We start from the raw sequence: 23,972 nt of genomic DNA on the forward strand, positions 1-23,972 counted from the left end.
GCGCCGCGGGCTTCGGCTGGTCAACTGCCCGCGCCGCCGCGGCACGCTTTTCCCACCTCCTCCCTGCCTCCTCCCCGCCTCGCCCGGCGTCGTAAGCGGAGCCCGCCGGCGGCATCCCGCCCGACCCACCAGGCCCCTCCCGATGCTGGGTTCGATCCAGCGGCTCGACAACCCCGGCACCATCGCGCTGCACACCGAACTGCGTCCGGCCCACAAGGCCTACCTCGGCGCCGTGGCCGAGCGCATCGCGTTCGCCGGCCCGCTGCTCGAGGCCGACGGCGCGACCGTGGCCGGCCGCCCGCTGGTGCTCGACTTCCCCTCGCGCGAGGCCGCGCTCGAATGGCTCGACGCGGCGCCGTTCACGGTGGCCGGCGTGGACGGCACGCGCACGATCCACGCATTTGCGAATCTGTAGCCGCAACGCACCGGCTTCCCGCCGGCCTGATCCGCGTCCGATCGCGGCGCCGATGCCGGCACGAAAGCCGGCTTACAGCGCCCCGATCGTGGTCTGACGAAAGCCCGGCACCGCGCTGTCGAACGGCTTTCCACACCCGCCGCGTGATTCATCGATCCGGTAGATCGCTGCCATCAAAATATCTCATATAACAAAATGAAATCGATGGCATAGTCGCGAGCTTCGATATCCGGCGGTTCCCGAACCGCCGCCAGCACCGAGCCAGCGCGTCCCGATCACGCCAGCCAGGTGCCGCTCCCGGGCCACGCCGGCACCGCGCCCGCCCCGGCGCCGGCTCCGCACGCCACGGCGCGTCGACCTTCAGCCCGAACCGCGAACGACGCCACGACCGTCACCGTTCGCCGCGTTTCACTGAGCCGTATTCCTCATGCCGAATGGCGCGCGTTCGCCCGCCGCCGGCCGATCGATTCCCTGACGAAACCCGAGGCAGCGCACCCACGAAACCGCCGCAATCCGCTTACAGATAGAGATGATTCTCATTCCAATTACGCCAATCGTTCGCCGATAAACCGGCAGAAACGAGGCATCCGCGAGACGCGTCCGTACCCGTTCGCCAGCCGCGCACCCGACCGCAACCCATTTCGATAACACCAAGGAACACCGCATCATGGCAAGGATTGACCGCCATTTCACCGCCCCGCCCCGCCTGACCCGCTGCGCGGCGCTCGCCGCGCTCGCCTGCCTGTCGGTCGCCGATCCGGCGTTCGCGCAGGACGCCGAGACGGCCCCGAAGGACTCGCAGAAGACCGCCGTGCTCGACACCATCAACGTGTCGGGCGACTGGCTCGGCAGCGGCCTGCAGAACAGCGTGAAGACCTTCGCGGGCGCACGCACCGTGGTCGATCACCAGCAGATCGAGCAGAGCGGCGCGTCGAGCATCGGCGACGTGCTGCGCCGCGTGCCGGGCGTGCAGGCCACCGACAACTCGGGCTCGGCGGGCAGCGCGATCTCGCTGAACATCGGCGTGCGCGGCCTGACCGGCCGCTACGCGCCGCGCTCGACGATCCTGCTCGACGGCATTCCGCTCGCGTTCGCGCCGTATGGCCAGCCGCAGATGTCGTTCGCGCCGGTGAGCCTCGGCAACCTCGAATCGATCGACGTGGTGCGCAGCGGCGGCTCGGTGCGCTACGGCCCGCAGAACGTGGGCGGCGTGATCAACTTCCGCACCCGCGACGTCCCGAACAAGCCGGGCCTGACGGCCGACGCGACGATGCGCGAGAACATCTACACGCACGGCGGCGCGAGCACGCTCTACAGCACCTACCTCGGCACGCAGATGGACAACGGCCTCGGCGTGGCGCTGCTCTACTCGGGCATGGCCGGCCGCGACTGGCGCGTGGGCAGCGACGAGAGCGTGAACGACCTCGCGCTGAAGTGGCGCTACGAACTCACGCCGTCCTCCGAGCTGTACGGCAAGTTCTCGTACTACGACGTCAAATCGCACACGCCGGGCGGCCTGACGGTGGCGCAGTTCAACGCCGATCCGTTCCAGAACACGCGCCCGACCGACTTCTGGTACGGCGACCGCAAGGCGTTCGACGTCGGCTACCTGAACACGATCTCGGCGAACCAGGAGTTCGAGATCCGCACGTACTACAACGAGAGCTACCGCACCAGTTCGCTGATCAACTCGGCGCGCACGCAGCTGCAGGACCAGCCGCGCACCTACTCGGTGTTCGGCATCGAGCCGCGCTACACGCAGCGCTTCACGCTCGGCCCGACTACGCATGACGTGACGGTGGGCTACCGCTACATCCGCGAGCGCGGCACCGACAACAGCTTCAACCAGTCGATCGCGAGCGGCGCGATCAGCGGCACCACGCGCTTCGACAATTCGACCGACGCGCACGCCGCCTACATCGACGACAAGATCGCGTTCGGCCGCTGGCGCCTCACGCCGGGCATCCGCTACGAACACATCGAGTCGACGCGCCGCGACGACATCCTCAACCAGGACTTCGGCGCGAAGAACAACAAGCCGCTGCCCTCGGTGAGCCTGTCGTACCTGCTGACGCCGGCGCTGACGCTGTTTACCGACTACAGCACCTCGTTCGGGCCGGTGCAGAACCTGCAGCTCAATTCGCAGTCGGCCACCAACCCGCTCGCGCCGGAAACCGCGAAGACCTTCGAGGTGGGCGCGCGCTGGACCAGCCGGCAGATCCACGCCGAGGTCAGCGCGTTCAACATGCGCTTCGACAACCAGATCCTGCAGGTGGTGGGGGTGGTGCCGGCCACCTTCCAGAACATCGGCGCGACGCATCACCAGGGCGTCGAATCGGCGTTCGACTACGCGTTCGCCGACGACGGCCTGCTGCGCGGGCTCGATGCCTACGTGAACTTCACCTACACCAAGGCGATCCAGGAATCGGGCCAGTTCTCGGGCCGCGACGTGCCGTTCTACTCGCGCTTCACCGACACGCTCGGCATGCGCTACCGGCGCGGCGACTGGACCTTCAACGTGTCGAGCACGCACCAGAGCGCGCAGTATTCGGACACGGCCAACACGGTGGCCGAATCGGCCGACGGCAGCGTCGGCCGCGTGCCGGGCTTCCGCGTCTGGAACCTGCAGGCCGACTGGAAGATCCCGCACTGGAAGGGCAGCACGCTGACGGCCGGCATCAACAACGTCGGCGACGCGCGCTACTACACGCGCAACGTGGACGGCAACGCGGGCCGGATGGTGGGCGCGCCGCGCATGGTCTACGTGCAGGGGCACTTCGTCTACTGAGCGTGACAGGGCCGCCGGGCGGCAGGCACCGCGCCGGGAAACCGGCGCCGGCGGCGCGCGAGGATGCGCGGCGCGGGGATGGCGGGCGGTGCGTCGCGCGCCGCCCGCCGTTCAGCCGGCTCGCGCCCGACGTGCCGCCAGCCGTGCCGTCAGACGTGCTCGGCGAACCACGCGAGCTGCCGGGCGATGCTGTTGTCGAAATGCGTGCCGTCGTACATGTCGTAATGGCCGGCGCCGGCCTCGACGTGCAGCGCCTTGGTTGCGGACGCAACGGCGTCGTGCAGCGCGACGCCCTGCTCGGGCGGATTGACGCCGTCCTCACCGGCCACCACCACCAGCACCGGGCAGGCGACGCGCGCCGCCGCCTCGGCCGGCTTGTAGTTCAGCATCTCGCGCACGGTCAGGAACGGGATCTTGATGTCCATCGCCGGATATTGCCGGCGCATCGTCTCGACGAACGCCTTCGACTGCTCGTCGGTCAGCACCTTGGTGATCGCGACGAACATCTCGCGGCCGGTGCCGGCCTTCTTCTCCTGCATGCGTTCGAGCATCGCGACGAACTCCTGCCGCTGCTCGCCGGACATGTGGCGCGTGACCACCTGTTCGCCGTCGGCGAAGCTCAACTGGCTGACCACCGCCTTCACCGCCGGGTCGGCCGCCGCCGCGGCCAGCACGTGGCCGCCGCCCAGCGACGTGCCCCACAGCGCGAGGCGCGCCGCGTCGAGGCCCGCTTGCGCCTTCACGAAGGCGAGCACGGTCGCGATGTCGTCGATCTGCAGCGCCGGCACGAGGCGCCCCGCCTCGCCGCCGCTCGCGCCGAAGCCGCGATAGTCGAACGTGACGGCCGCGTAGCCGGCCGCGACGAACGCCTCGGCGAAACGCGGCAGCAGCACCTCCTGAATCCCGCAGAAGCCGTGGCACAGCACGATGACGGGGACCGGGCCGGGGGTGTCGGGGCGGCGCACGGTGATCGCGATCTCGTTGCCGGTTCGATGTGTAGTGATGTCCATAGGATCGGAAGCTGGAAGTGGAAAAGCGAGGGATCCGGCGGCGCGCGGCGCGGCCAGGCACGCGCCGCGGGGCGGCGGGCCGCCGGAAAGCGGCGCTCATGATACAAGAGGCGCCGCTCCGGCGCGCAAACGTTTCGCACTGGTTGCGGGCCGTCGTTTCGCACGCGCGGCGGCGGGTTCGCGCCGCGGGCCGGCAGCGGCGCCCAGGCGCCCGTTCGGAGCAGGCGAAGGCCGGCACCCGGCAAGCCGGAAGCCACCTGGTTCGGGGCACGTTCCGAATGCCGGCTGAATTGATCAGGCATCCTGGATATCTTCACGAAATCGAAACCGCTTGCTTCGAGATGCCCGGCGGCGGCGGCCCGATCAAGCCGGGCGCCGCGCCGGCGCGCTATCATCGCCCGGTCCCGCCCTCCCCTGCACCGCCTTCGCCATGACCGAACTGCCCGTCCCCCTGCCCACCCCGCTGCTCGTCGGCCGTCTCGTCGAACTGCGCCCGCTGCGCCGCGAGTACGCTCGCGCGCTGCTGGGCGCGGCGGCCGACGGCAAGCTATGGGATCTGAAGGTCACGGCCGTGCCCGACGCGAGCACCATCGACGCCTACCTCGACCGGGCCCTGCAAGGCGAGCAGGCCGGCACTGTCATGCCGTTCGTGATCGTGCGGCGCGACACCGGCGCCGTGGTCGGCAGCACGCGCTTCTGGAAGATCGATCGCGCGAACCGGAAACTGGAGATCGGCCACACCTGGCTCGCGGCCTCGGCGCAGCGCTCGGGCATCAACACGGAGGCGAAATACCTGCTGCTCGCCCACGCGTTCGAGACACTCGACTGCGTGCGCGTGCAGCTGACGACCGACGAGCTGAACGAGCAATCGCGGGCCGCGATCCTGCGCATCGGCGCGAAGTTCGAAGGCATCATCCGCCACGAGCGCATCATGCCGGACGGGCGCAAGCGCAATTCGGCGCGCTTCAGCCTGATCGACAGCGAATGGCCGGAAACGAAGGCGATGCTGCGTGCCCGGCTCGACCGCTAGAGGCCGCCGGATCGCGGCAGCGGCGCCCGGCCGTTGCGGCAGCGCATCACGCGGCCCGGATCAGCTCAGCGAGTGATCGAGCACGAGCGTGCCGCGCCCGGCGAAGCCCTTGATCAGGCCGCGCCGCGCCACCTCGCGAAACGCGGCATGGACGGTGTTCGGATGGAAACCGAGCGAATCGGCGATGGCCTGCTGGCTCGGCAGCCGGTCGCCGGGCTGGAACACGCCGGCGCGGATCGCCTCCTCGATTTGGTCCGCGATCGCGCGCGCGACGTGACCACGGATACGCGCGAAGTCAGGGCGCCAGTCTTGCGCGAGACGCGGTGCGCGCGATTCGCTGGCGCGGCCGACCACGGTTTCGATGTGTGCTTGCATGCGCTATCCACCTAGTGTGAGTGCCCTTTCACGCCGGCAGGCTTGATGGTTGTCGATCGTCGGCGGCGACGGCCGCGCCGCGCTGACGATGCCGCGATTCTGACATCAAACCATCGCCCGATTCCAGCGCCATCGACATCGCCCGGCATCTGTCCCGACGAGCCGGGACGCCCGGGATCCGGGCCCCCGCCACACCGTTTTGCTTTGCTGCATCATGCCGGATGAAAAAGCGGATCAATACGGCGTTTTGTGCAGTGCGGCGCAACGACGGCACGCCCGCCATACCGTGCGACCTGTCAGACAAGTGAAATCGGAGCCGACTTTGCTTCGTTTTAATTTTTCCGGTAAACCCTTTGCCGGTGGGGATTTCCGGCCATCCGTCCGTTTGGAATTCGACATCCATTTACTTGGTGGGCGGTCCGTATCATAGTTTTGCGAAACAAGATTCACCAATAACACTTGGCGCGTACCGACGGAGACATCGATGCTACGCACACATATCTGGGGCCAAGCGGGCACCGATCGCCCGTCATTCCCGCCGGAACGGACAGCGCGCACGAGGCGCTTCACGTCCTTCCTTTCGCCTTCATGGCATCCACATCCGATTATTGTCGGCCGCGGCGTCGCGATTCGCGACGGGCGCGGCGCCTGAACATGCATTCGTAATTCCGGACGCGCAAGCCGGCACGCCCCGCAACCGGGTGCCGCCGGCCACGTACACGGAGATCGCCGGTCGAACCGCCGCATTCGCGAGCCGCTGTCGGGTTCGCACACGACCGACGAAAAACACCTGATATCACCAACAAGGAGGGGGTATGTTCCGCAACACCAAGCCGCGCACCGCGCTGCTGTCCTGTTTCGTGCTCGCAATTCCGTTCTTCGCCGGATGTGGCGGCGGCGACAGCGGCGATGCGCCGGCCGCGATTCAGGTCCCGCAATGCTCGGGCAGCAGCTGCCCGGCCAGCGGCTCGACGACGACCACGACCGTCACCAACAAACTCTGTCCTGATGCGCTCGACTATTCGACCACCTACACCGGCGGCTCGGGCAGCGGCGAATACATGAAGGTGCAGTTCGACACCACCAAGCTCACGTACCAGATGCAGTTCATCCTGTCGTCGGTGCCGACCAGCTCCGGCCAGGTGAACGTCACGCGCGCCGGCCAGACCGTCACCGGCACGTTCCACCGCGCCACCACGCTGCCCACCGCCGAGCAGAACCGCTGCGCGTTCGTGCTCGACAACGGCACCTCGGCGGACGGCAGCTACTCGGTGACGATCAACCCCGCCGACCCGCCGACGCTGTTCGTCGGCAACGGCGTGGTGGGCGGCGGGATTCCGGGCGCGACGATCGAGTTCGACGGCGTCGCGCTGCTCGGCAACCTCGGCGCCGTGCCGTCGCGCACGTTCGACTTCTTCCCGTTCATCGGCTTCACCGACACCGAGACCGACTTCACCAAGGTGGCGGGCAACTACAACGAACTGGGCGTCCACCTGTCGCCGACCGGCACCTCGTACCAGACGGCGAAGCCGCAAGGCTGGCAGCCCGACGTGATCAACTGGAACGAGACGCTGAACGCGGACGGCTCCTGCACGATCACGCCGGGCAGCGACTACTCGTGCCGCACCACCGGCACGCCGTGGGCGCTGCGCACCAACGCCGACGGCTCGCCCGACAACGTGTTCGTCAGCAAGCCGACCTCGGCCAGTTCGCCGTATCCGAGCGCGGGCCAGGGCCAGCCGATCGTGCTGCTGGCGCCGAGCCAGGCGCAGGGCATCATGATCGTCGGCAAGCTGCGCGGCGCGCTGATCCCGATCGTGATCCGGGTCGGGCAGGCGTTCGTGCCGGCCGACATCTCGGATCTGCTGAACACGGTGGCGGACGCGGAAATCGGCATCTCGGCACTGGCGCCGGCCACGACGATCGCGTCGAACTCGCTCACGGGCGGCTTCATCGGCGCGACCAGCGCGTCAGCCTGCGGGATCGTGGCCAACGACGGCAACTCCGGCGCACCGGCCGTGGGCGATGCGAGCTTCAACGCCTCGCTGCCGCATCCGAACCTGCCGGGCGTCTATAGCGGCACGTTCTTCGAGCCCACCGCCGGCAACTGCCTGGACGGCACCGCGGTCTCGACGTTCGGGGCGAACTACACGTCGACGCTGTTCAACGGTGCGACGGCGGCGTTCATCAACCCACTGACGTCCAACAGCACCAGCACGTTCTCGCTCGACTACACGCAGGCCACGCCGGGTCTCGTCAAGGTCACCGCGCTGCAGGACTTCGACGCGAGCAACAGCAGCGGCCCCGTCGCGATCTTCCACAGCGGTGACACCGGCTGGGCGATCAAGGTGGGCGAGGTGTACGCGATGGTGATGAACAACAGCCAGTACAACCCGTTCTTCACGGTCGGCGCGTTCGTGCAGTAACGAAAAGACGGCATCGAAACGAATCGGCGGCAGCGTGTCTGTCGCCGATTTAGCAAACAAAATGATCGGTAGGACACCTATTGATCTCGCAGGGATTGGAACGCGGCATGGCGTGATGCATCGGATGATGCGCGGCGCGCCGGGAGCGTCGGATTAGCGGCCGGCAACGCGAGCCGAGGGGGCCGTCGGCCGGTACGACAGGACAGTTTCGACCGGGCGCATCCGCGCGGATGCATCCGGTTTTTCGCGGAACGCGGGCGGTACGCCGCCCGATGTCCGCTTACCCATGGCGGTTCGCCGCCAATCGTCAATTGAGGCACGCATCATGACTATTCGAAAAGTGGCTTCCCTTGTCGTTGCTCTCGCTGTCTCGTCGGCGCTCGCCGCGCCGGCATTCGCCGTCACGGTGACACTCGCCAACGGCAACCCGCTGAGCGCCAGCGGTGAGCCGTTCTCGGCCACCGGCGCCACCACGCTGACGAAGGGCACGATCAGCACCAGCTGCACCGCGACCTTCAACGGCCTGATCACGTCGACCGGTGCCGTCACCATCACGTCGACGTCGTTCGGCGGCGGCGGCCTCTGCGGGCTGATCACGGGCAGTGCCAGCAGCACGACGCCGTGGACCGGTCAGGCGGTGTCGGCCACGCAGCTGACGATCAGCAACGTGCAGGTCAGCGCATCGCTGCTCGGCACCTGCGGCCCGAGCTCGGTCACCACGACCTTCAACAACGCTCAGTCGGGCACGACGCCGCCGTCGTCGCTGACGTTCAACGGCGCGACGCTGACGCCGAACTGCACGGTGAGCGGCATCGTCACCACGTCGCCGGCATTCAACGTGCAGTAAGCGGCCAGGCAGGATGCGCGGTGCGCCGGGGCGTAGGGCCACGTTGCGGCGCGGTACGCGGTTTCGGACGGGATGGTGCGCGCGCGCCGTCCCGTTTTTCATTGGCACGCGGTTTCGTCCACCGTTTTTTCGAAGCGTGGTCATACGGAAGGCAACCCTGCCGCTTCGCATGACGGCCTGTCTCGCGCGCCCCCCCCCGAATTGCGATCGCAGACGAAAAAAAGCCGGCTCCTGACGGCCGGCCCGATGAAAACGGATGGTTTTGCGTTCAGCGCGGCGCGGGCGACCCCGCGAGCGAATCGGTTTCCCTTGCGAGCCCGATCATCAGCGCGATCAATTCGACGAACTCATCCTCGGGCAAGTGGTCCGCCCACTGGTGATATTCGGCCTCGGACATGTCGAAGAACGCCTGACCCAGCTCGCGCACTTTCGCGACCGCCCGGTCGCGCGCCTCGGCATCCTCGAGCGAAGGCGGAAGGTTGTCGCCGAGCTGCTGGAAACGGTCCTGAATCTTCAGCTTCAGTTTGTACCCCGTAAGACCTCTCATCCCCTGACCTCAATTGTCTGATCGTGATATTGGCAACGGCACCTCGCCGATCGGGTCGCGTCTTCGCTCTCTCCGCACGAGAGCCGGCAGTGTTGCCCGGCATCGAACCAGCCCTTTCAGCTCACCGATTCGATACGCCCCGACACGTCAGTAAAGCCATCGGGTATCGAGAAAGCAATTGCGATCCGCTTGCGAATTTGACCTATGTCAATGATTGACGGACGCATTTTGCGGAACTTGAGAGGCAGGCCGATTCCGCGTGAGAACACCATCGGGGACTGTCGCGATCGTGGCTGACAGGCTCGCACGACCCGATGCGAAGCCATGCGTTTGGCTGGATGCTTCCACCGTTGCCATCAGAAAACCTGAAGGCACGAATAAGGATTACTTGCTTGGTGCGGCTTGCCGGATCTGGGATAGTGGATGTCACGACGCTGTAACACGGTCCGGTGACCTCGCCCGCGAGGTTGCGATGCCGCGCTGACGATGCCGCCGGAAACGTCGTGATGTCGGTCGTGCGGCGTTCGGCTGCCGGCCCCGAGAACGACCGTCGCAGTCCATTCGATCTTCAGCGCAGGAGACCCGCCATGCCCGCCCTTTCGTCGCCCGACTCCCGTCACATCGCCATCGGCGCGGATCATCCGCCCGACGGCACCGTGAAGCCCGTCACGCCCTACGAGGCGGTCCTGCGCAATCCGACCTGCGCGCTGGCGACGAGCGCCTCCGAGCGGCCCGAGGTCGAGACCAGCGCGATCCTCGGCTACAACTGAACATGAGCCCGGCACGGGCCGGGCATGGGCCGCGAAACCGCGAAGCCACGAGGTTCGTCGCGGCTTCTTGCGGCCCGGTTCACTCCGGGTAGTTGACGTCCACCTCGAAACGCGCGAGCTTCAGGATCGTGCGCAGCGTGCGCGGCTGGATCTCGCGGCACGCGGCGAGCGAGGACAGGATGAAGTCGAGCGCGCGACCGTAGCGATAGAGCGTGAGCCAGCCGTCGGTATCGCTGGTGTCGGTCTGCAGATGCTCCGCGACGCGCAGCATGTTGGTGGACAGCGCGCGCGCCATGTCGAGTTCGATCTGCTGCTTCTCGCCCCATGCGGCCGGCTCGGGTTGGGCGAGCAGTCGCGCAAGAAAGGCCTGGAATTGCACGTCGGACTGGTTCGGGCAGGTATCCATGTTCGTTCCGTTCTGCGGTTGAGCGGGCGGATGCGATCGGGTGGCCCGCGGGGTTACGCCGTTACGCCAGTTTCGTGGCGCTCGTATGACGTAATCAGCAGAATTCGTACCAGCGCGCGGCAGGCACCGGCCGATCGCGCGAAAAGGCGCGCCGGCATTGGGTTTGTCGGGATTCGTGCGAGCCCCGCGGACGGCCTGGCGGCCGCCTCGGCTGCGCGATATGTCACCACGTAACGTGACATGTACCCGGAACTCCACGCGAGCTTGCACGGGCCTCACATACGGTCCATCACCATGCCTCGCACCCTCGCGGGCGCGCCGACACCAACAATATGGCCGGCTAGAATCCGCGCCATGCGATGGCTCCCGCCCCTCCTCGTCTTGCTGCTCTGCGCGGTGCTGCCCCTGAGCGGCCTGGCCGCGAGCGGGTTCGCGGGCGTCTGCCCGATGCCGTCGGCGCTGCAACCGATCTCGCTCGCCGGCCCCGGCATGCATGATGCCGGCGGCATGCAGGCGGTCGCCCCCGTCGCGACCCCCTCTGCCATGCCGCCCGCGCACGGCGGCAAGCACCGATCGTGAAGCTCGTCGAGCCGTCCTGAGCGACGGAAAAAACAGCGCGCGCCGGCCCGAACCACGGTGCCGGCGCGCTTGCGCGAAGCGATGGATGCCAACCCGAAGCAATCAAAAAGAAAGCGTCCGCTCGCGCCATCGAAAGGCACTACCTCGCCGCGTTCCACCCGGCACGAAACCTCGCTGAAAGGCTGGCGGCTCCCGGCCGCCAGCCCATTCCCATGCATCCCGACCTGGCGGGCCCCCGCCCACCCAACCCATTTTTTGTCACATTACAAAACTAAGATTCGTTAATTACTGATTCAATACTCGAAAAACAAGAACGTCAGCAAGGAGCGCCGTCCGGCGCGTTCGACTTTCAATGTTTACCGCGTATCAGCCGTCGTTTCACAACGACGGCGGTGCCCGCTCGTCCATCGGCGGCCCGCCGGCCGTCGGCAGTCAGCCCGCGTGTTCATGTTCGATAACCCATCACCCACCACATGACAAAGAAGCCCACCATGACCTTGTCCCGAACCGGCATCTCGTGCCTGCTGATCGCGCTGGTCGGCAGCGTGACCCTGGCCGCCTGCGGCGGCGGCGACGATCCCGTCACGCAGCCGGTCCAGGCCACGCCCACCGCGCTGAAGACGCTCGACGGCAACCCGCCGCTCGTGATCGGCCACCGCGGCCTGCCGGGCCTCTACCCCGAGGAGACGGAAGTGTCGTATGAAGGCGCGGCCAACGCCGGCGCCGATTCGCTCGAGGAAGACCTGCACCTGAGCAAGGACTGCGTGCTCGTGGCGCGCCACAACCCGTGGCTCAGCGACAACACGAACATCGCCGACGTGGCGAAGACCAACGCCGACGTCGCATCGCGCAAGCGCACCGTGCCGGGCGTGCGCGTGGCGGTGAAGTGGGCCACCACCGCGACCACCGGCCCGTCGACCTACCTGAGCGACCTGACCGACCCGAGCAACCAGAAATCGGTGCTGAAATCGCTGATCGTGGACGGTGAGGATCACACCAACGACTGGTCGATCACCGACTTCACCGTGGCCGAACTGAAGCAATGGATCCGGGGCACCACGTTCGACGCGAAAGACGTGCGTCCGACCGCGCTGAACGGCCAGTATCCGATCCTGACGATGCAGGAGGTCTACGACATCGCGCGCGCGAAGTCGGCCGTCACGGGCAAGCCGCTCACGATCTATCCCGAAGCGAAGAACCCGTACTGGAACAACCAGCAGGCGATCGCGAACGGCTGCGGCGCGGCCGGCACGCGTCCGTTCGAGGTGGCGATCGCGAAGTTCCTCAACGACAACAACCTGAACAGCCGCAGCGCGCCGGTGTTCGTGCAGAGCTTCGATCCGGACAGCCTGAAGTACCTGCGCGCGCTCGGCGTGCAGACGCGGATGGTGCAGCTGATCGACGGCAACGCGGTCAACTACCAGACGGGCGAGATGATCTACCAGACCAACGACGACTACGCGTTCGTCGACGGCCGCCCGTACAGCTGGACCCTCAACGGCGACCCGCGCTGGTTCGGCGACCTGCTCACGCCGGCCGGCCTCGCCGAAGTGAAGACCTACGCCGACGGCATCGGCCCGTGGAAGCCGCAGGTGTTCGCCTGGAAGGTCACGCCGTGGAAGGACAAGAACGCCGACGGCACCGCCTACACGGGCTCGCTCGCCGACGTGAACTCGGTCGCGCCGACCAGCCTGATCGCCGACGCGCACAAGGCCGGCCTGTTCGTCCATTCGTACACGTTCCGTAACGAGGCGCGCTACCTGCCTGGCAAGTACAAGGGCGATCCGGTGGGCGAATATCTCGACGCCTATCGCGCCGGCATCGACGGCGTGTTCTCCGACTTCGCGAACACGGCGGTGGCGGCCCGCACGCAATACCTGAAGGAAACCGGCCGCTGATCCTCGCACGGCCACGCGCCGGCCGGCACGCATCGCGCGCGTGCTGGCCGGTACCCGCGATGCGCGGCCTCGCCGGCGCATCGCAGGCCCGGCAGCTTCGCTGCCGGGCACACCTTCCCGCCCTCCCTCGTCTCGCCGGTACCGTCGTCGAATATCGCGGCATGCTTCGCGATTTCACCTCTCTCGCCATATCGATCAGCACGTTTATCGATAACCGTGCGTGATTCGCCTTATCGAAACGGCAAACACCGCCGATATACCGCGCAGCCGATCGATTCGATGATTCCAGCGCTCCGCGATTCCTCGTTTCCTCACGCGCAATCCGCCATGGCAGCGTGTTTTGGCCGGTCTTTTGGCAATTAACCCTGCCTTGATTGACGGATCGATGTTGATTTACCAAAGGCATTCTATTCATTACAAATACCATTCACTCATCTCTATCTAACTTTTTTAGATATTCTTGAAAAAAGTTTGTGACGCTGATTTGACGGTGCTACCATCCACCACGAAATCGGCCGGTGAAGGGTGTTGACGCCTGCCCGGACACCGCGCCCGATTCCAACAAAACCGGTCCGTCGGCGTTGCGACGGCAAACCGGTGTCGTACCGGCTGGCGGGACGCCCCGGATACCCGGCGGCAGGCTTCACCCGGCTGTTCCAGCCCGTTTCCGCGTGACGGCTTCACACGAATTGCTTAGCAATCCGCATCAATTGTTCCATTGACACACATCGTGCGCATCTCGCCCGACGCAACCGCGCCGGCGGATACGCGCGCGCCCGGCGGCGCACCCGCATCCCGCGGGACGGCCGGGCAGTGACCGAAGTCGTTCGAACATTCCGAGGGGGAATCCGCAATGAACCGTGTTTCCGGCAAGACCCGTCAGCACTTCACCACGCTCCTGATCGCCTCCGCGGCGCTGGCCGCGTTCGGCGCATCGGCCGCGCAGGCGGCCACGCAGCAGGGCTGGACCACCACCCGCACCAAGGCGTTCCTGCCGCTCGTGCAACCCGCGAGCGCGAGCGCCGCCTCGCTCGCGCAGGCAGCCGGCGCCGCGCAAACCGCGCAGCCGATCGCGCTCGCCAACGGCGCGATCGTCCATGTGACGGTGGGCCTGAAGCTGCGCAACGAAGCGCAGCTCGACGCGTTCCTCGCGAAGCTGCAGCACGGCGGCGCCGGCACGCTCACGCCCGAGCAGTTCGCCGCGCAATACGGCCCGACGCAGCAGCAGGCCGACGCGGTCGCGCAGCACCTGCGCGCCTCGGGCTTCACCAACGTGCAGATCGCGCCGAACCGCCTGTTCGTGACGGCAGACGGCACGGCCGGCACCGTCAAGCAGGGCTTCAACACCACGCTCGAGCAGTTCACCACCGGCACCGGCCGCCGCGTGTTCGCCAACGCGCAGGACGCGCAGGTGCCGAGCGCGCTCGGCAACGTGGTGGACACGGTGCTCGGCCTGCAGAACGTGGTGGTCGCGCACACCTTCCACCACCTGCTGCCGGCGGGTTCGCCGACCGATTCGTCGACCGGCGCGGCGGGCCCCGTGCGCGCGGCCGCGGCCGGCACCGCCACCGGCCACAACCCGGTGCAGTTCTCGTCGATCTACGACGCGGGCTCGACGCCCACCGCCGCGAACACCACCGTCGGCATCATCACCTACGGCAACCAGAGCCAGACGGTCAGCGACCTGAACACGTTCGCGAGCCGCAACGGGCTGGCGAAGGTGTCGTCGTCGGTCGTCAACACGGGCGGCTCGGGCCGCACCTACAACAGCGGCGACCTCGAATGGCAGCTCGACAGCCAGTCGATCGTCGGCGCGGCGGGCGGCGCGGTGCAGCAGGTGATCTTCTACAACGCGCCCGACGATGCGCGGACCGACCAGGCGCTGCTCGACGACATCTCGAACGCGTTCAACCGCGCCGTGACCGACAACAAGGCGAAGGTGATCAACGTGTCGCTCGGCTGGTGCGAATCGGATGCGGACGGCACCAGCATCCGCGCCGCCGACAACAACATCTTCAAGCAGGCCGTGGCGCAGGGGCAGACGTTCTCGGTGTCGAGCGGCGACGAAGGCGCCTACGAATGCAGCACGAGCCGCGTGTCGGGCATCGGCGGCGTGCCGAACACGACGCACTACTCGGTGTCGGCGCCGGCCAGCTCGCCCTACGTGATCGCGGTGGGCGGCACCACGCTCTATACCTCGGGCAGCAGCTGGGCGAACGAAACGGTCTGGAACGAAGGGCTGCAGGCGATCGGCTACTACGACAACGCCGGCGACTACGATTCGACCAAGCGCCTGTGGGCCACGGGCGGCGGCTACAGCACGCTCGAAGCCGCGCCGTCATGGCAGACCTCGAGCATCACCGGCTCGTCGAGCGCGCGGGCGCTGCCCGACATCGCGTTCGACGCGGCCGCGAGCACCGGCGCGATCCTCTACTACAACGGCAGCACCACCGATTCGAGCGGCAACCCGAACCAGGTGGGCGGCACCAGCCTCGCCTCGCCGATCTTCGTCGGCATCTGGGCGCGCCTGCAGTCGGCCAACGGCAACGCGCTCGGCTTCCCGGCCGCCAGCATCTACCAGTATTTCCCGAGCACGCCGTCGCTGGTCCACGACGTGACCTCGGGCAACAACGGCAGCGGCAGCTACAAGGGCTTCGCCGCCGCGGCCGGCTGGGACGGCTCGACGGGCTTCGGCAGCATCGATATCTCGCAGCTGAACACGTTCATCAAGAGCCACGCCGACTTCGCGCATTGACGCGAGGCGTGACGCGCGCGGGCCGGCCACGGCTCGCGCGCGCAGGCGGCGCGCACGGCCACGACTGCGTGGCCGTGCTTCGTCAGCCGCCGGGCATCGCGGCCCCGGCCGTTCTCGCTGGATCCGGCAAGGCATCCAAGCCACGCGGTCGTCGCGCTATCTGACCGATTTCGTCACGATCCTTCGCGAACCGCCGCCACCCGCGAGGCGCGCCATTCCCTGCCTGCGCAATGGGAATCGCATCCAGTTTCAAAATGACAGGCACAATACGCCACCGACGCCGCGCGCCCTGCCCGATGTTCGCCATGCGAACCGGCACGAGCCTTGCACGCCCCGCTTCGCGCGCCGCCGCCCCGTTCTCCGATGCCGTCATGAACCCCGATACTCCAAGCCGCTCCACGCAGGCGGGCGCCGCCAATTCGCCGCGCTTCCTGCTGTTCCTGATCTGCCTGTTCGCGTCCGCCGGACAGCTCGCGATCGACATCTACGTGCCCGCGCTGCCCGCGATGGCGCATTACTTCTCGACCTCGCCGCAGGCGATCCAGTCGAGCGTCTCCGGCTACATGGCGGCCTACGCGCTGGGCCAGCTGATCTTCGGGCCGGTGGCCGACGCCCACGGCCGCAAGCGCGTGCTCGGCTTCGGGCTCGTGATCTATACGATCGGCTGCCTGCTGTCGCTGGCCGCGCCGAACCTCGAGACCTTCCTGCTCGCGCGCTGCCTGCAGGGCTTCGGCATCGCCACCACCAACCTGCTGGCCAAGGCGATCATCACCGATTCGTTCTCGGGCCAGGCGCTGGTCCATGCGTTCACCTACATGGCGATCGCCTGGGGCGTCGCGCCGATCATCGCGCCGGTGATCGGCGCGCACCTGCAGACCTGGTTCGGCTGGCAGGCCTGCCTCGTGTTCCTGCTGATCTATTCGCTGACGATGTGGGCGATCCTGTGGCGCTTCCGCGAGACGCTGAAGCAGCCGGTGCGGCTCGCGCCGCGCACGCTCGCGACCAACGCGGGCAAGGTGCTGGCGAGCCCGGTGTTCCAGAGCTGCTTCCTCGCGCAGGGCGTCTGCTACAGCATCCTGCTGGTGTTCAACATCGTCGGGCCGTTCATGGTGCAGAGCACGCTGCACAAGCCGCCCACCTACTTCGGCTATCTCGCGCTCGCGATCGGCGCGATGTATTTCTTCGGCGGCCTGTCGAACCGGATCCAGAGCGCGGCGCTGCCGAATTCGGAAACGCGGCTGCGAGTGGGTGCCTACGTGATGGCCGCGGCGTCGCTCGCGATGCTGGTGTTCGCGCTGACGATCGGCCTGCGCGTCTGGACGCTCGCGCTGCCGGTGATGGTGATGGGTTTCTGCGCCGGCGCGATGTACCCGACGCTGATGGCCAAGGGCAACTCGCTGTTCCCGCATATCGCCGGGCTGACGAGCGCGATCCTCGGCTGCGCGCTGCTGCTCGTCTCGGCCGCGATGATGGGGCTGGCCGGCTTCGTGTCGGTCCACAACCTGACGCCGCTCGCGGTGTTCTTCGTGATCCTCGCGGCGGTGGTGGTGGCCATGGTCACGAAGCTGCTCCGGCATCTGGCTCAGCCCGCGCCGACTCGCATCGTCTGCAAGGCCGGCGAGGCCGCCTGAGCGGCGCGTTCACCGCGCACGCGGGCCGGCATCGCGCCGGCCTGCTTTGACTTGCTGTCCTTCTCGCCGTGCTCACGCATCCCCGCGAGCGCGCCCCCAACCGCCTCAAATAGCGCCGGGCCGCACCGCGTCTCGCGTCAGCCGCCTCGCGCGCGGCGCCGCCAGGCGGCCGGCGTCGCGCCGACGTTGCTGCGAAAGCGCTGCGTGAAATGGCTCGGGTCGACGTAGCCGAGATGCGCGGCGATCCGCGCGACCGGCCAGTTCGTTTGCGCGAGCAGGCGCTGCGCCTCGCGCACGCGCCGCGCCGACACATAGCGCATCGGCGTGACGCCGAGCGTCCGACCGAACACGCGCACCAGTTGCGAGACGCTCAGGTGGACCGCCTCGGCCAGATCGGTCAGCGAGAATTCGCGCGTGAGGTTGTCGTCGATCCAGGCCAGCGCGGCGGCCACACGTGCATCGCCATCTGCGGCGGGCGGCGCGGCGCCGCTCTCGTCGGCCAGCGCGGCCAGCAGCGCGAGGCCGCGGCCCTGCGCGTAGAGCGCCGCGAACGGCCGGGCCGGCGTATCGGCCTCGCATCCATCGGCCTCGCACTCGGCGAGCAGCGGCGCGATCTCGGCCCACACGCGCGCGCTGCGAAGCGCCGTCACCGGCCGCAACGCGGGCCGCAGCGCATCGAGCCAGTCGTGGTGCGGATCGATCAGCACCACGCCGTAGGTGACGATGCCGTCGCCGGTCGTGCTGCCGCGCACTTCGGCGCCGGCCGGCCGGAACGAGACGAGGCCGGGCTCGGTGACGAACCGCACCGGCGCGCCGCCGGCCACGCGCCGCTCGCAGCGCAGGCCCGTGCTCAGTTCGGCGTAGATCGCGTGCCGGTCGAGCGCGACGTGGATCGCCGCGGGCGCCCCGGCCGCGAGCCGGCGCCGGACCACCTCGACACGCATGTCGCCGAGCCGCGCCACCGACCTCGATACCAGATCCGCACCGTACTCTCTCATCGCCGTTCCCGAAGCCGTCCGCCGTTTCCGCGCGGATTCTAGCACCGCATCAAAACGATGCCTGGAATACCACGCAGGGCCGGCTTTACCCGCGCCATATCTGTCTGTCGACTACCGCGCGCCTCGCTCTCCGATATGCAGTCGCGCTGCTCGGCCATCAACGCGATCGCCGCGATCAGAACCGGAGAACGCAGTGCCGGATTGCATCATTCCCTCGCATTGATCGACGAGATTGTTCACCGCTTCATACGAGATGCGGAAGCGCGTTTCTGTCGCCGCATCCGCAAGTTCGCTTCGCGGTTAGCCGCTTCGTTCCACCTTTGTGACACGGGCGTCGACTTCCTATAGTTGCGAGATTCTCAACGCACAATGAGCTTCGCCATGCCTCCGTCTCCTTCGATCAGCGGCAGTTCGAGTCCGATTCGGTCGCGCACCGACCTGCCGCAGCAGGAGCAGCATGCACCTACGCAGCAAGTCGGGCGCCCCACCGCCCAGCCAACGCAGCAGAACAACTCCACGTTGGCGCTACAGCAGCAGCGCAGGCTGCGCGCGAACTCGCTCGACAACCGGCCGCAGGCGGCGCAGGCGGAAACGGACACTGCCACGCGCGCGCGCAGCACGTCGGACAGCGCGTTCGACAGCGCGATCGCGATGCGTCATGGGTTGATCGAGTCGCCGCCGCAGAATCTGTCGCCACTGCAGAACATGATGGCGCGCCATATCCAACACGCGGTCGAGGAGCGGATCGGCGGTGCGGCGTCATCGGATTCGTCCGCTTCGGTTCGTTCGATGGCGCTCGGGGAAAGCGAATCGCCAAGGGAGCCGGCTTCCACGCCGGAAGCCGGCAACGAGTGGCTGAGCGCTTCCGAGGATCCGGGCGGCGAGGCGATACGTTTCGTCGCCGATCTGTTGACCGCCCTGCAACCGCATGCGGAACCGTCCGCCTCGCCGACGCCGACCGGCCCGACCACCACCCCTGTCGGGACGAACGACATCGTTGCGGTCGACACCGATGCCTTCGCCGCCTCGCTGGCGTCGCGGCTGGCGCTGAACGGCGGCACGTCGGGAACGCCTTCGCCGACCGGACCCGCCAACACGCCGAACGCGACGGAAGGCAACGTTGCGGTCGACACCGATGCCTTCGCCGCCTCGCTCGCGTCGCGGCTGACGCTGAACGGCGGCACGTCGGGGACGCCCTCGCCGACCGGACCCGCCAACACGCCGAACGCGACGGAAGGCAACGTTGCGGTCGACACCGATGCCTTCGCCGCCTCGCTCGCATCGAGGCTGACGCTGAACGGCGGCACGTCGGGAACGCCCTCGCCGACCGGACCCGCCAACACGCCGAACGCGACGGAAGGCAACGTTGCGGTCGACACCGATGCCTTCGCCGCCTCGCTCGCATCGAGGCTGACGCTGAACGGCGGCACGTCGGGAACGCCCTCGCCGACCGGACCCGCCAACACGCCGAACGCGACGGAAGGCAACGTTGCGGTCGACACCGATGCCTTCGCCGCCTCGCTCGCATCGAGGCTGGCGCTGAACGGCGGCACGTCGGGAACGCCCTCGCCGACCGGACCCGCCAACACGCCGAACGCGACGGAAGGCAACGTTGCGGTCGACACCGATGCCTTCGCCGCCTCGCTCGCATCGAGGCTGGCGCTGAACGGCGGCACGTCGGGGACGCCCTCGCCGACCGGACCCGCCAACACGCCCATCACGGCGAACAGCACCGGCACAATCGACACCGACGCATTCGCGGCCACGCTCACTTCACGGCTCGCGCCGCTGGAAACGACACCGCCGCCATCGTTGTCGACGTCCACCCAACCACGCATGCGCGCGAGCGACCCGACACCGAGACAGGCCCCCTACCCGCGCCCCTCGACCCAAAACCCGCCTCGCCGCGACGGGCCGCCTGCGCCGCGCCGCATCGGGAATGGTCAGAGCAGCACAATGCAGGACAATCTTGCGACCACGCGGGCGCGCAACGGTGAAATCGAGCTCGTGCGTCGCGGCGCTGAAGAGGAGATTCCGCACGAGGAAGACGGCGCCGCGACGCCGCAAGTGACCGATCTTCAGCGCTGGGTCCAGAACGTGGCGCACGTGGTCGGACACGAGGCGGTGGCGGTCGGGATCACTACGGCGATTCGCGAGGTGGTAAGCGCGATCGTGCGCCTGGCGCAACATCACTCCCCAGGCACCGAACATGCACAGGAAGCCGCGGCTGGCGCGCTGATCGCGCTGATCGGGATCGGCAATCTGGTCTCGATGGGCCTGCGTCGGCGAAACGGCACCAACACGAACATGGCCGACATCGGCAACGGCCTGCAGATCGCGGGCCTGATCAGCAGTGCGCTCAGCGCCAAGGAGACGGGGCAACTGCGCGACCTGCTGCCTACCATCACGCGTACCTTCGTTTATGCCGGGCTGCGCGACGGCGCCAACGCGATCAAGCCCTACGACATCTCGCCGAAGCCGCCCGAAGAAAACGATCCGCGCAATCGCGACATGGATCCGTTGTACGCACAACTGGCAAACACGGTGCCCTACGGTTTCAATCAGTTCTTCGTGAACTGGATACAAAGTGCCACTGGCATGTCGGGGGCAGGGTTCGTGGATGCTCTACACGACATCTCGGAGATGAGCAACCAGACCGAAAAGGAAGCGGCCTCGAAACACCTTGCCGAGAAAGCACCGCTGCAGCTGTTTTCGTATGTCGCGGCGAACACGGCGGGGGAAATCATGGACAAGATCGCCGGCAGCGTATTCGAACAGGCCATCGGGCATCTCGGCGTGAGCAACATGGAAATCGCGCACGCTCCGACCCACTGGCCTAACGGCCAGGAATGGGGCGACGCAATTGAAAAGACGATCTCCCGGATGTCGCTATTCGGCTCGGTGCTCGGCAATTCGGCAGCGGCAGGCACGGGCGTGGCAACGCTTGGCTACAGCGATTTCCACGCTTCGATGGCCAACAACGCTATCGGCGGCGCGATGGTGACCGCGCTCTGTCTTCCATTCGTGATGACGCTGATGAAGAAGGCTCGGGCGACGGCGGGAGGCGCCAGCAACACGGGAGGCGGCGGGAATGCGTGAGGAGAAACGTGAAGCGGACAGCCTGGCGTCCACATGGAAAAGGGCCACCAACCCGCGCCCTGAGGCCGGCACCCACGCCGGGTCTGGCCGTCGACCAGGGCGCGCGTCTCGCTCTGCCACCCGCGGTCGAGAGCGCGGAGCCTCCAACGGCCTGGCAGGGGCGTCTGCGATTGACTCTGCTGGCGTTGGCGGTCAACCGTGGACTCATTCAACGGCACCGCATGCACCGCCGGCAAACGTGCCAGCATGAATATCGCCCCGATCGCCAGTGGATGACCATCCATGTCCGAACCGCCCATTCGCCCGTGGCTGTAACCGTCGAAAGTCGGGCATCGCCGGGTGTCGAGCTGGAAAATGAAACGCGCACTGTCTGCCGGAACAATTCCATCACCGGCTTTTGCCGCAACCGAAGCCGGAACGGATCGGCGTTCGGATCCGAAGCATCCGGCCGATATGTGAATGCCGTCATCCCGCCACGAGCGGCACGACGCTCTAACCACCGGCCCACACGCGAATCCAATTCTCAGGCGATGGAACGCAATACGCCGCCATCGACGCGCAGCGCAGCACCCGTTGTCGCCGACGCTTGCTCCGAAGCGACATAGACCACCATGTTGGCGACCTCCTCGGTGCTCGCGAAACGCCGGATCAACGTGGTTGGGCGCATCGTCTTCAGGAAATCCTGCTCGGCCTCTGCCGGCGTGATGCTTTGTTCCTGCGCAACCGATTTCATCCAGTTGGACAGGATTTCCGAATCGGTCGGCCCCGGCAGCACCGCGTTGACGGTGACGCCGCTGCCGGCGACAAGTTCGGCCAGTCCGCGCGACACCGCGAGCAGCGCGGCCTTGGTCACACCGTAATCGATCATTTCCTTCGGGATGTTCAGCGCCGATTCGCTGCTGATGAACACCACGCGCCCCCAGCCTCCCGCCGTCATCTTCGACAAATAGTGGCGCGACAAGCGCACGCCGCTCATCACGTTGAGCTGGAACAGGTCGAGCCATTCGGCATCGGTATGGTCGAAGAAATTATTCGGGCGTGCGGTGCCGGCGTTATTGACGAGGATGTCGGCGTACGGTGCTTGCGCGATCAGCGCGGCGCAGCCCTCTGTCGTGGCGACGTCCGCGGCAACGCCGCGCAACTCGGCATACGGCAGCCGTGCGCGCATTTCGCGGAGCGCGGTATCCACGCGTTCCTGCGTGCGGCCGTTGATCACGACCGCAGCACCGGCCCGAGCCAGTCCTTCTGCAATCGCGCGACCGATGCCGGCGGTGGAACCGGTCACGATGGCCGTGCGGTTCTTGAGTTCGATGTGCATGGGATGCTTCTCCAATGGAAGGCGGATCAAGCGGCCGCGCGCGCGGCCTCGGCTTCGGCCGCGTGGGCAAGGCATTCGACCCAGTCCTGGTGGTAGCGATACAACGCACCGGGATATCGACAACCGATCACGTCGAGGAAGAATTCGCCTTGCTGCGTTTCTTCGGTAAGTACATGGCAGCCGTCTTCGGTGGGCGTGATGACCCAGCCGTGATAGGCGCTGGAACCCGTTTCGTCACCATCGACGGTCGTCGCCCATGCGAGCCTGCGGCCGGGCACGCATTCGGTTACCGTCAGCGACATCGGATAGCCAACCGTCACGCGGTGGTAGCGCGTACCCAGCGCCAGTTCCGATCCACCGGACAGGATCTTCACCTGGTCTTCGGCGGGGAAATAGCGAGACCAGTGTTCTGCGTCGACGAGCAGCTTCCACACCACTTCCGGCGGTGCTTTCACGTCGATGTCGTTGAGCGCGTAGATGGACGAAACGCTAGGATGGTAGCGCTCGGGCCAGATGACTTTGTCGATCATGTTCGGAATCCCGGTTGTGTTGAAAATCTCAGGCACGTGATGCTTCGCGGGCGACCGCTACGGCGGCCAAATCCTTGAGCAGCTTTTCGTGGGTGAGCCAGAAGATGTCCGGAGCTTGCTTGGCCAATTCGATCCAGTGCGGGCCTTGCATCGTTTCTTCCGTCCACAGGTGGCAGCCGTTGGCGGTGGGGGTGATGATCCATGCGTGATAGGCCTTGGAATGCTCGGCGATCTTCGGATAGCCACCCCACGCGATGCGCGTCATCGCTTCGTACTCCTGCACCGAGGCGTAAACATCCTGCCCGGCCAGATTGGTCTCGAAGCGTGTGTCGGCACCGAAGCAGGTGTGTCCGTCGAGCAACTGCACGTGCTGGACGCCGGGATAGAAGCCCGGCCACGCGGCCGGGTCGGTGAGCAAATCCCAGATGGTTTCGACCGAAGCGGCAACTTCCAACTCGTTGGTGAAGTGAATCGGCGAACGGCTCGGCTTCATCGCCTCGGGCCAATGGATGGTTTCGTACATGAGTCTTCCCGGTGTGTTCGGATGATG

At 67.0% G+C, this 23,972-nt stretch carries 20 protein-coding genes; 11 read left to right on the top strand and 9 right to left on the bottom strand.

Going from position 1 to position 23,972, the window contains the following annotated elements; translation table 11 throughout:
• The first annotated feature begins 142 nt into the window (after nt 1-142).
• Nucleotides 143-415, top strand: coding sequence for a YciI family protein (locus BpN12_RS08960; RefSeq protein ID WP_246792103.1), 273 nt, complete (start codon nt 143-145; stop codon nt 413-415).
• 667 nt (nt 416-1,082) lie between these two features.
• Entirely contained in the window at nt 1,083-3,203 is a 2,121-nt protein-coding gene (locus tag BpN12_RS08965) for a TonB-dependent receptor family protein (RefSeq protein ID WP_246792105.1), read from the top strand.
• Nucleotides 3,204-3,352: 149 nt separating this feature from the next.
• Here the strand turns inward: BpN12_RS08965 and uilS are convergent, their stop codons facing one another.
• On the bottom strand, nt 3,353-4,213 hold the full coding sequence (gene uilS / locus BpN12_RS08970) for a UilS family quorum-quenching N-acyl-homoserine lactonase (RefSeq protein WP_246792107.1): 861 nt from the start codon (nt 4,211-4,213) through the stop codon (nt 3,353-3,355).
• A 430-nt stretch (nt 4,214-4,643) separates the two neighbouring features.
• Between uilS and BpN12_RS08975 the strand changes: the two genes are divergently transcribed.
• On the top strand, nt 4,644-5,243 hold the full coding sequence (locus tag BpN12_RS08975; RefSeq protein ID WP_246792108.1) for a GNAT family N-acetyltransferase: 600 nt from the start codon (nt 4,644-4,646) through the stop codon (nt 5,241-5,243).
• Nucleotides 5,244-5,303: 60 nt separating this feature from the next.
• Here BpN12_RS08975 and BpN12_RS08980 read toward each other — a convergent pair whose 3' ends face one another.
• Nucleotides 5,304-5,618, bottom strand: a complete 315-nt coding sequence (locus BpN12_RS08980; protein WP_246792109.1) for a winged helix-turn-helix domain-containing protein — start codon at nt 5,616-5,618, stop codon at nt 5,304-5,306.
• A 28-nt stretch (nt 5,619-5,646) separates the two neighbouring features.
• Complete coding sequence (locus BpN12_RS08985) at nt 5,647-6,021, bottom strand: hypothetical protein (RefSeq protein ID WP_246792110.1); 375 nt, start codon at nt 6,019-6,021, stop codon at nt 5,647-5,649.
• Nucleotides 6,022-6,433: 412 nt separating this feature from the next.
• Between BpN12_RS08985 and BpN12_RS08990 the strand changes: the two genes are divergently transcribed.
• Nucleotides 6,434-8,044: a DUF2957 domain-containing protein gene (locus BpN12_RS08990; protein WP_246792111.1), complete on the top strand. Its 1,611-nt coding sequence runs from the start codon at nt 6,434-6,436 to the stop codon at nt 8,042-8,044.
• A gap of 325 nt (nt 8,045-8,369) precedes the next feature.
• Nucleotides 8,370-8,891: a hypothetical protein gene (locus BpN12_RS08995; protein WP_246792112.1), complete on the top strand. Its 522-nt coding sequence runs from the start codon at nt 8,370-8,372 to the stop codon at nt 8,889-8,891.
• 268 nt (nt 8,892-9,159) lie between these two features.
• On the opposite strand, the gene BpN12_RS09000 is transcribed toward BpN12_RS08995, so the two are convergent.
• On the bottom strand, nt 9,160-9,438 hold the full coding sequence (locus tag BpN12_RS09000) for a hypothetical protein (protein ID WP_246792113.1): 279 nt from the start codon (nt 9,436-9,438) through the stop codon (nt 9,160-9,162).
• Nucleotides 9,439-10,025: 587 nt separating this feature from the next.
• On the opposite strand from BpN12_RS09000, the gene BpN12_RS09005 reads away from it, so the two are divergent.
• Entirely contained in the window at nt 10,026-10,208 is a 183-nt protein-coding gene (locus BpN12_RS09005) for a hypothetical protein (protein ID WP_246792114.1), read from the top strand.
• Nucleotides 10,209-10,287: 79 nt separating this feature from the next.
• On the opposite strand, the gene BpN12_RS09010 is transcribed toward BpN12_RS09005, so the two are convergent.
• Nucleotides 10,288-10,614, bottom strand: a complete 327-nt coding sequence (locus BpN12_RS09010; protein ID WP_246792115.1) for a DNA-binding protein — start codon at nt 10,612-10,614, stop codon at nt 10,288-10,290.
• 354 nt (nt 10,615-10,968) lie between these two features.
• Here BpN12_RS09010 and BpN12_RS09015 point away from each other — a divergent pair, with 354 nt between their 5' ends.
• The 4 genes from BpN12_RS09015 (at nt 10,969) to BpN12_RS09030 (ending at nt 17,477) form a co-directional block, all read left to right on the top strand.
• Nucleotides 10,969-11,193, top strand: a complete 225-nt coding sequence (locus BpN12_RS09015) for a hypothetical protein (protein WP_246794745.1) — start codon at nt 10,969-10,971, stop codon at nt 11,191-11,193.
• A gap of 491 nt (nt 11,194-11,684) precedes the next feature.
• Nucleotides 11,685-13,091: a glycerophosphodiester phosphodiesterase family protein gene (locus BpN12_RS09020; RefSeq protein ID WP_246792116.1), complete on the top strand. Its 1,407-nt coding sequence runs from the start codon at nt 11,685-11,687 to the stop codon at nt 13,089-13,091.
• An 853-nt stretch (nt 13,092-13,944) separates the two neighbouring features.
• Entirely contained in the window at nt 13,945-15,846 is a 1,902-nt protein-coding gene (locus tag BpN12_RS09025) for a S53 family peptidase (protein WP_246792118.1), read from the top strand.
• 371 nt (nt 15,847-16,217) lie between these two features.
• A complete protein-coding gene (locus BpN12_RS09030) occupies nt 16,218-17,477 on the top strand; it encodes a multidrug effflux MFS transporter (protein WP_246792119.1) in 1,260 nt (419 codons plus the stop codon).
• Between the two features lie 137 nt (nt 17,478-17,614).
• Here BpN12_RS09030 and BpN12_RS09035 read toward each other — a convergent pair whose 3' ends face one another.
• Nucleotides 17,615-18,475 carry an AraC family transcriptional regulator gene (locus BpN12_RS09035; RefSeq protein WP_246792120.1) on the bottom strand — a complete coding sequence of 287 codons (861 nt, stop codon included), beginning with the start codon at nt 18,473-18,475 and terminating at the stop codon, nt 17,615-17,617.
• A 369-nt stretch (nt 18,476-18,844) separates the two neighbouring features.
• Here BpN12_RS09035 and BpN12_RS09040 point away from each other — a divergent pair, with 369 nt between their 5' ends.
• Nucleotides 18,845-21,574 carry a hypothetical protein gene (locus tag BpN12_RS09040; protein WP_246792121.1) on the top strand — a complete coding sequence of 910 codons (2,730 nt, stop codon included), beginning with the start codon at nt 18,845-18,847 and terminating at the stop codon, nt 21,572-21,574.
• Nucleotides 21,575-22,097: 523 nt separating this feature from the next.
• Here BpN12_RS09040 and BpN12_RS09045 read toward each other — a convergent pair.
• From BpN12_RS09045 to BpN12_RS09055, 3 genes are read right to left on the bottom strand one after another with little or no spacing between them, the layout of a single operon-like run.
• The gene (locus tag BpN12_RS09045; protein ID WP_246792122.1) at nt 22,098-22,892 is read right to left on the bottom strand and encodes an SDR family NAD(P)-dependent oxidoreductase; all 795 of its coding nucleotides are present in this window, start codon (nt 22,890-22,892) and stop codon (nt 22,098-22,100) included.
• 26 nt (nt 22,893-22,918) lie between these two features.
• Nucleotides 22,919-23,422, bottom strand: coding sequence for an SRPBCC domain-containing protein (locus BpN12_RS09050; RefSeq protein ID WP_246792123.1), 504 nt, complete (start codon nt 23,420-23,422; stop codon nt 22,919-22,921).
• Nucleotides 23,423-23,450: 28 nt separating this feature from the next.
• On the bottom strand, nt 23,451-23,945 hold the full coding sequence (locus BpN12_RS09055; RefSeq protein ID WP_246792124.1) for an SRPBCC domain-containing protein: 495 nt from the start codon (nt 23,943-23,945) through the stop codon (nt 23,451-23,453).
• Nucleotides 23,946-23,972 lie beyond the last annotated feature (27 nt).

Origin of the sequence: Burkholderia perseverans (assembly GCF_022870505.1) — a bacterium.
In the GTDB taxonomy this organism is placed as follows: domain Bacteria; phylum Pseudomonadota; class Gammaproteobacteria; order Burkholderiales; family Burkholderiaceae; genus Burkholderia; species Burkholderia plantarii.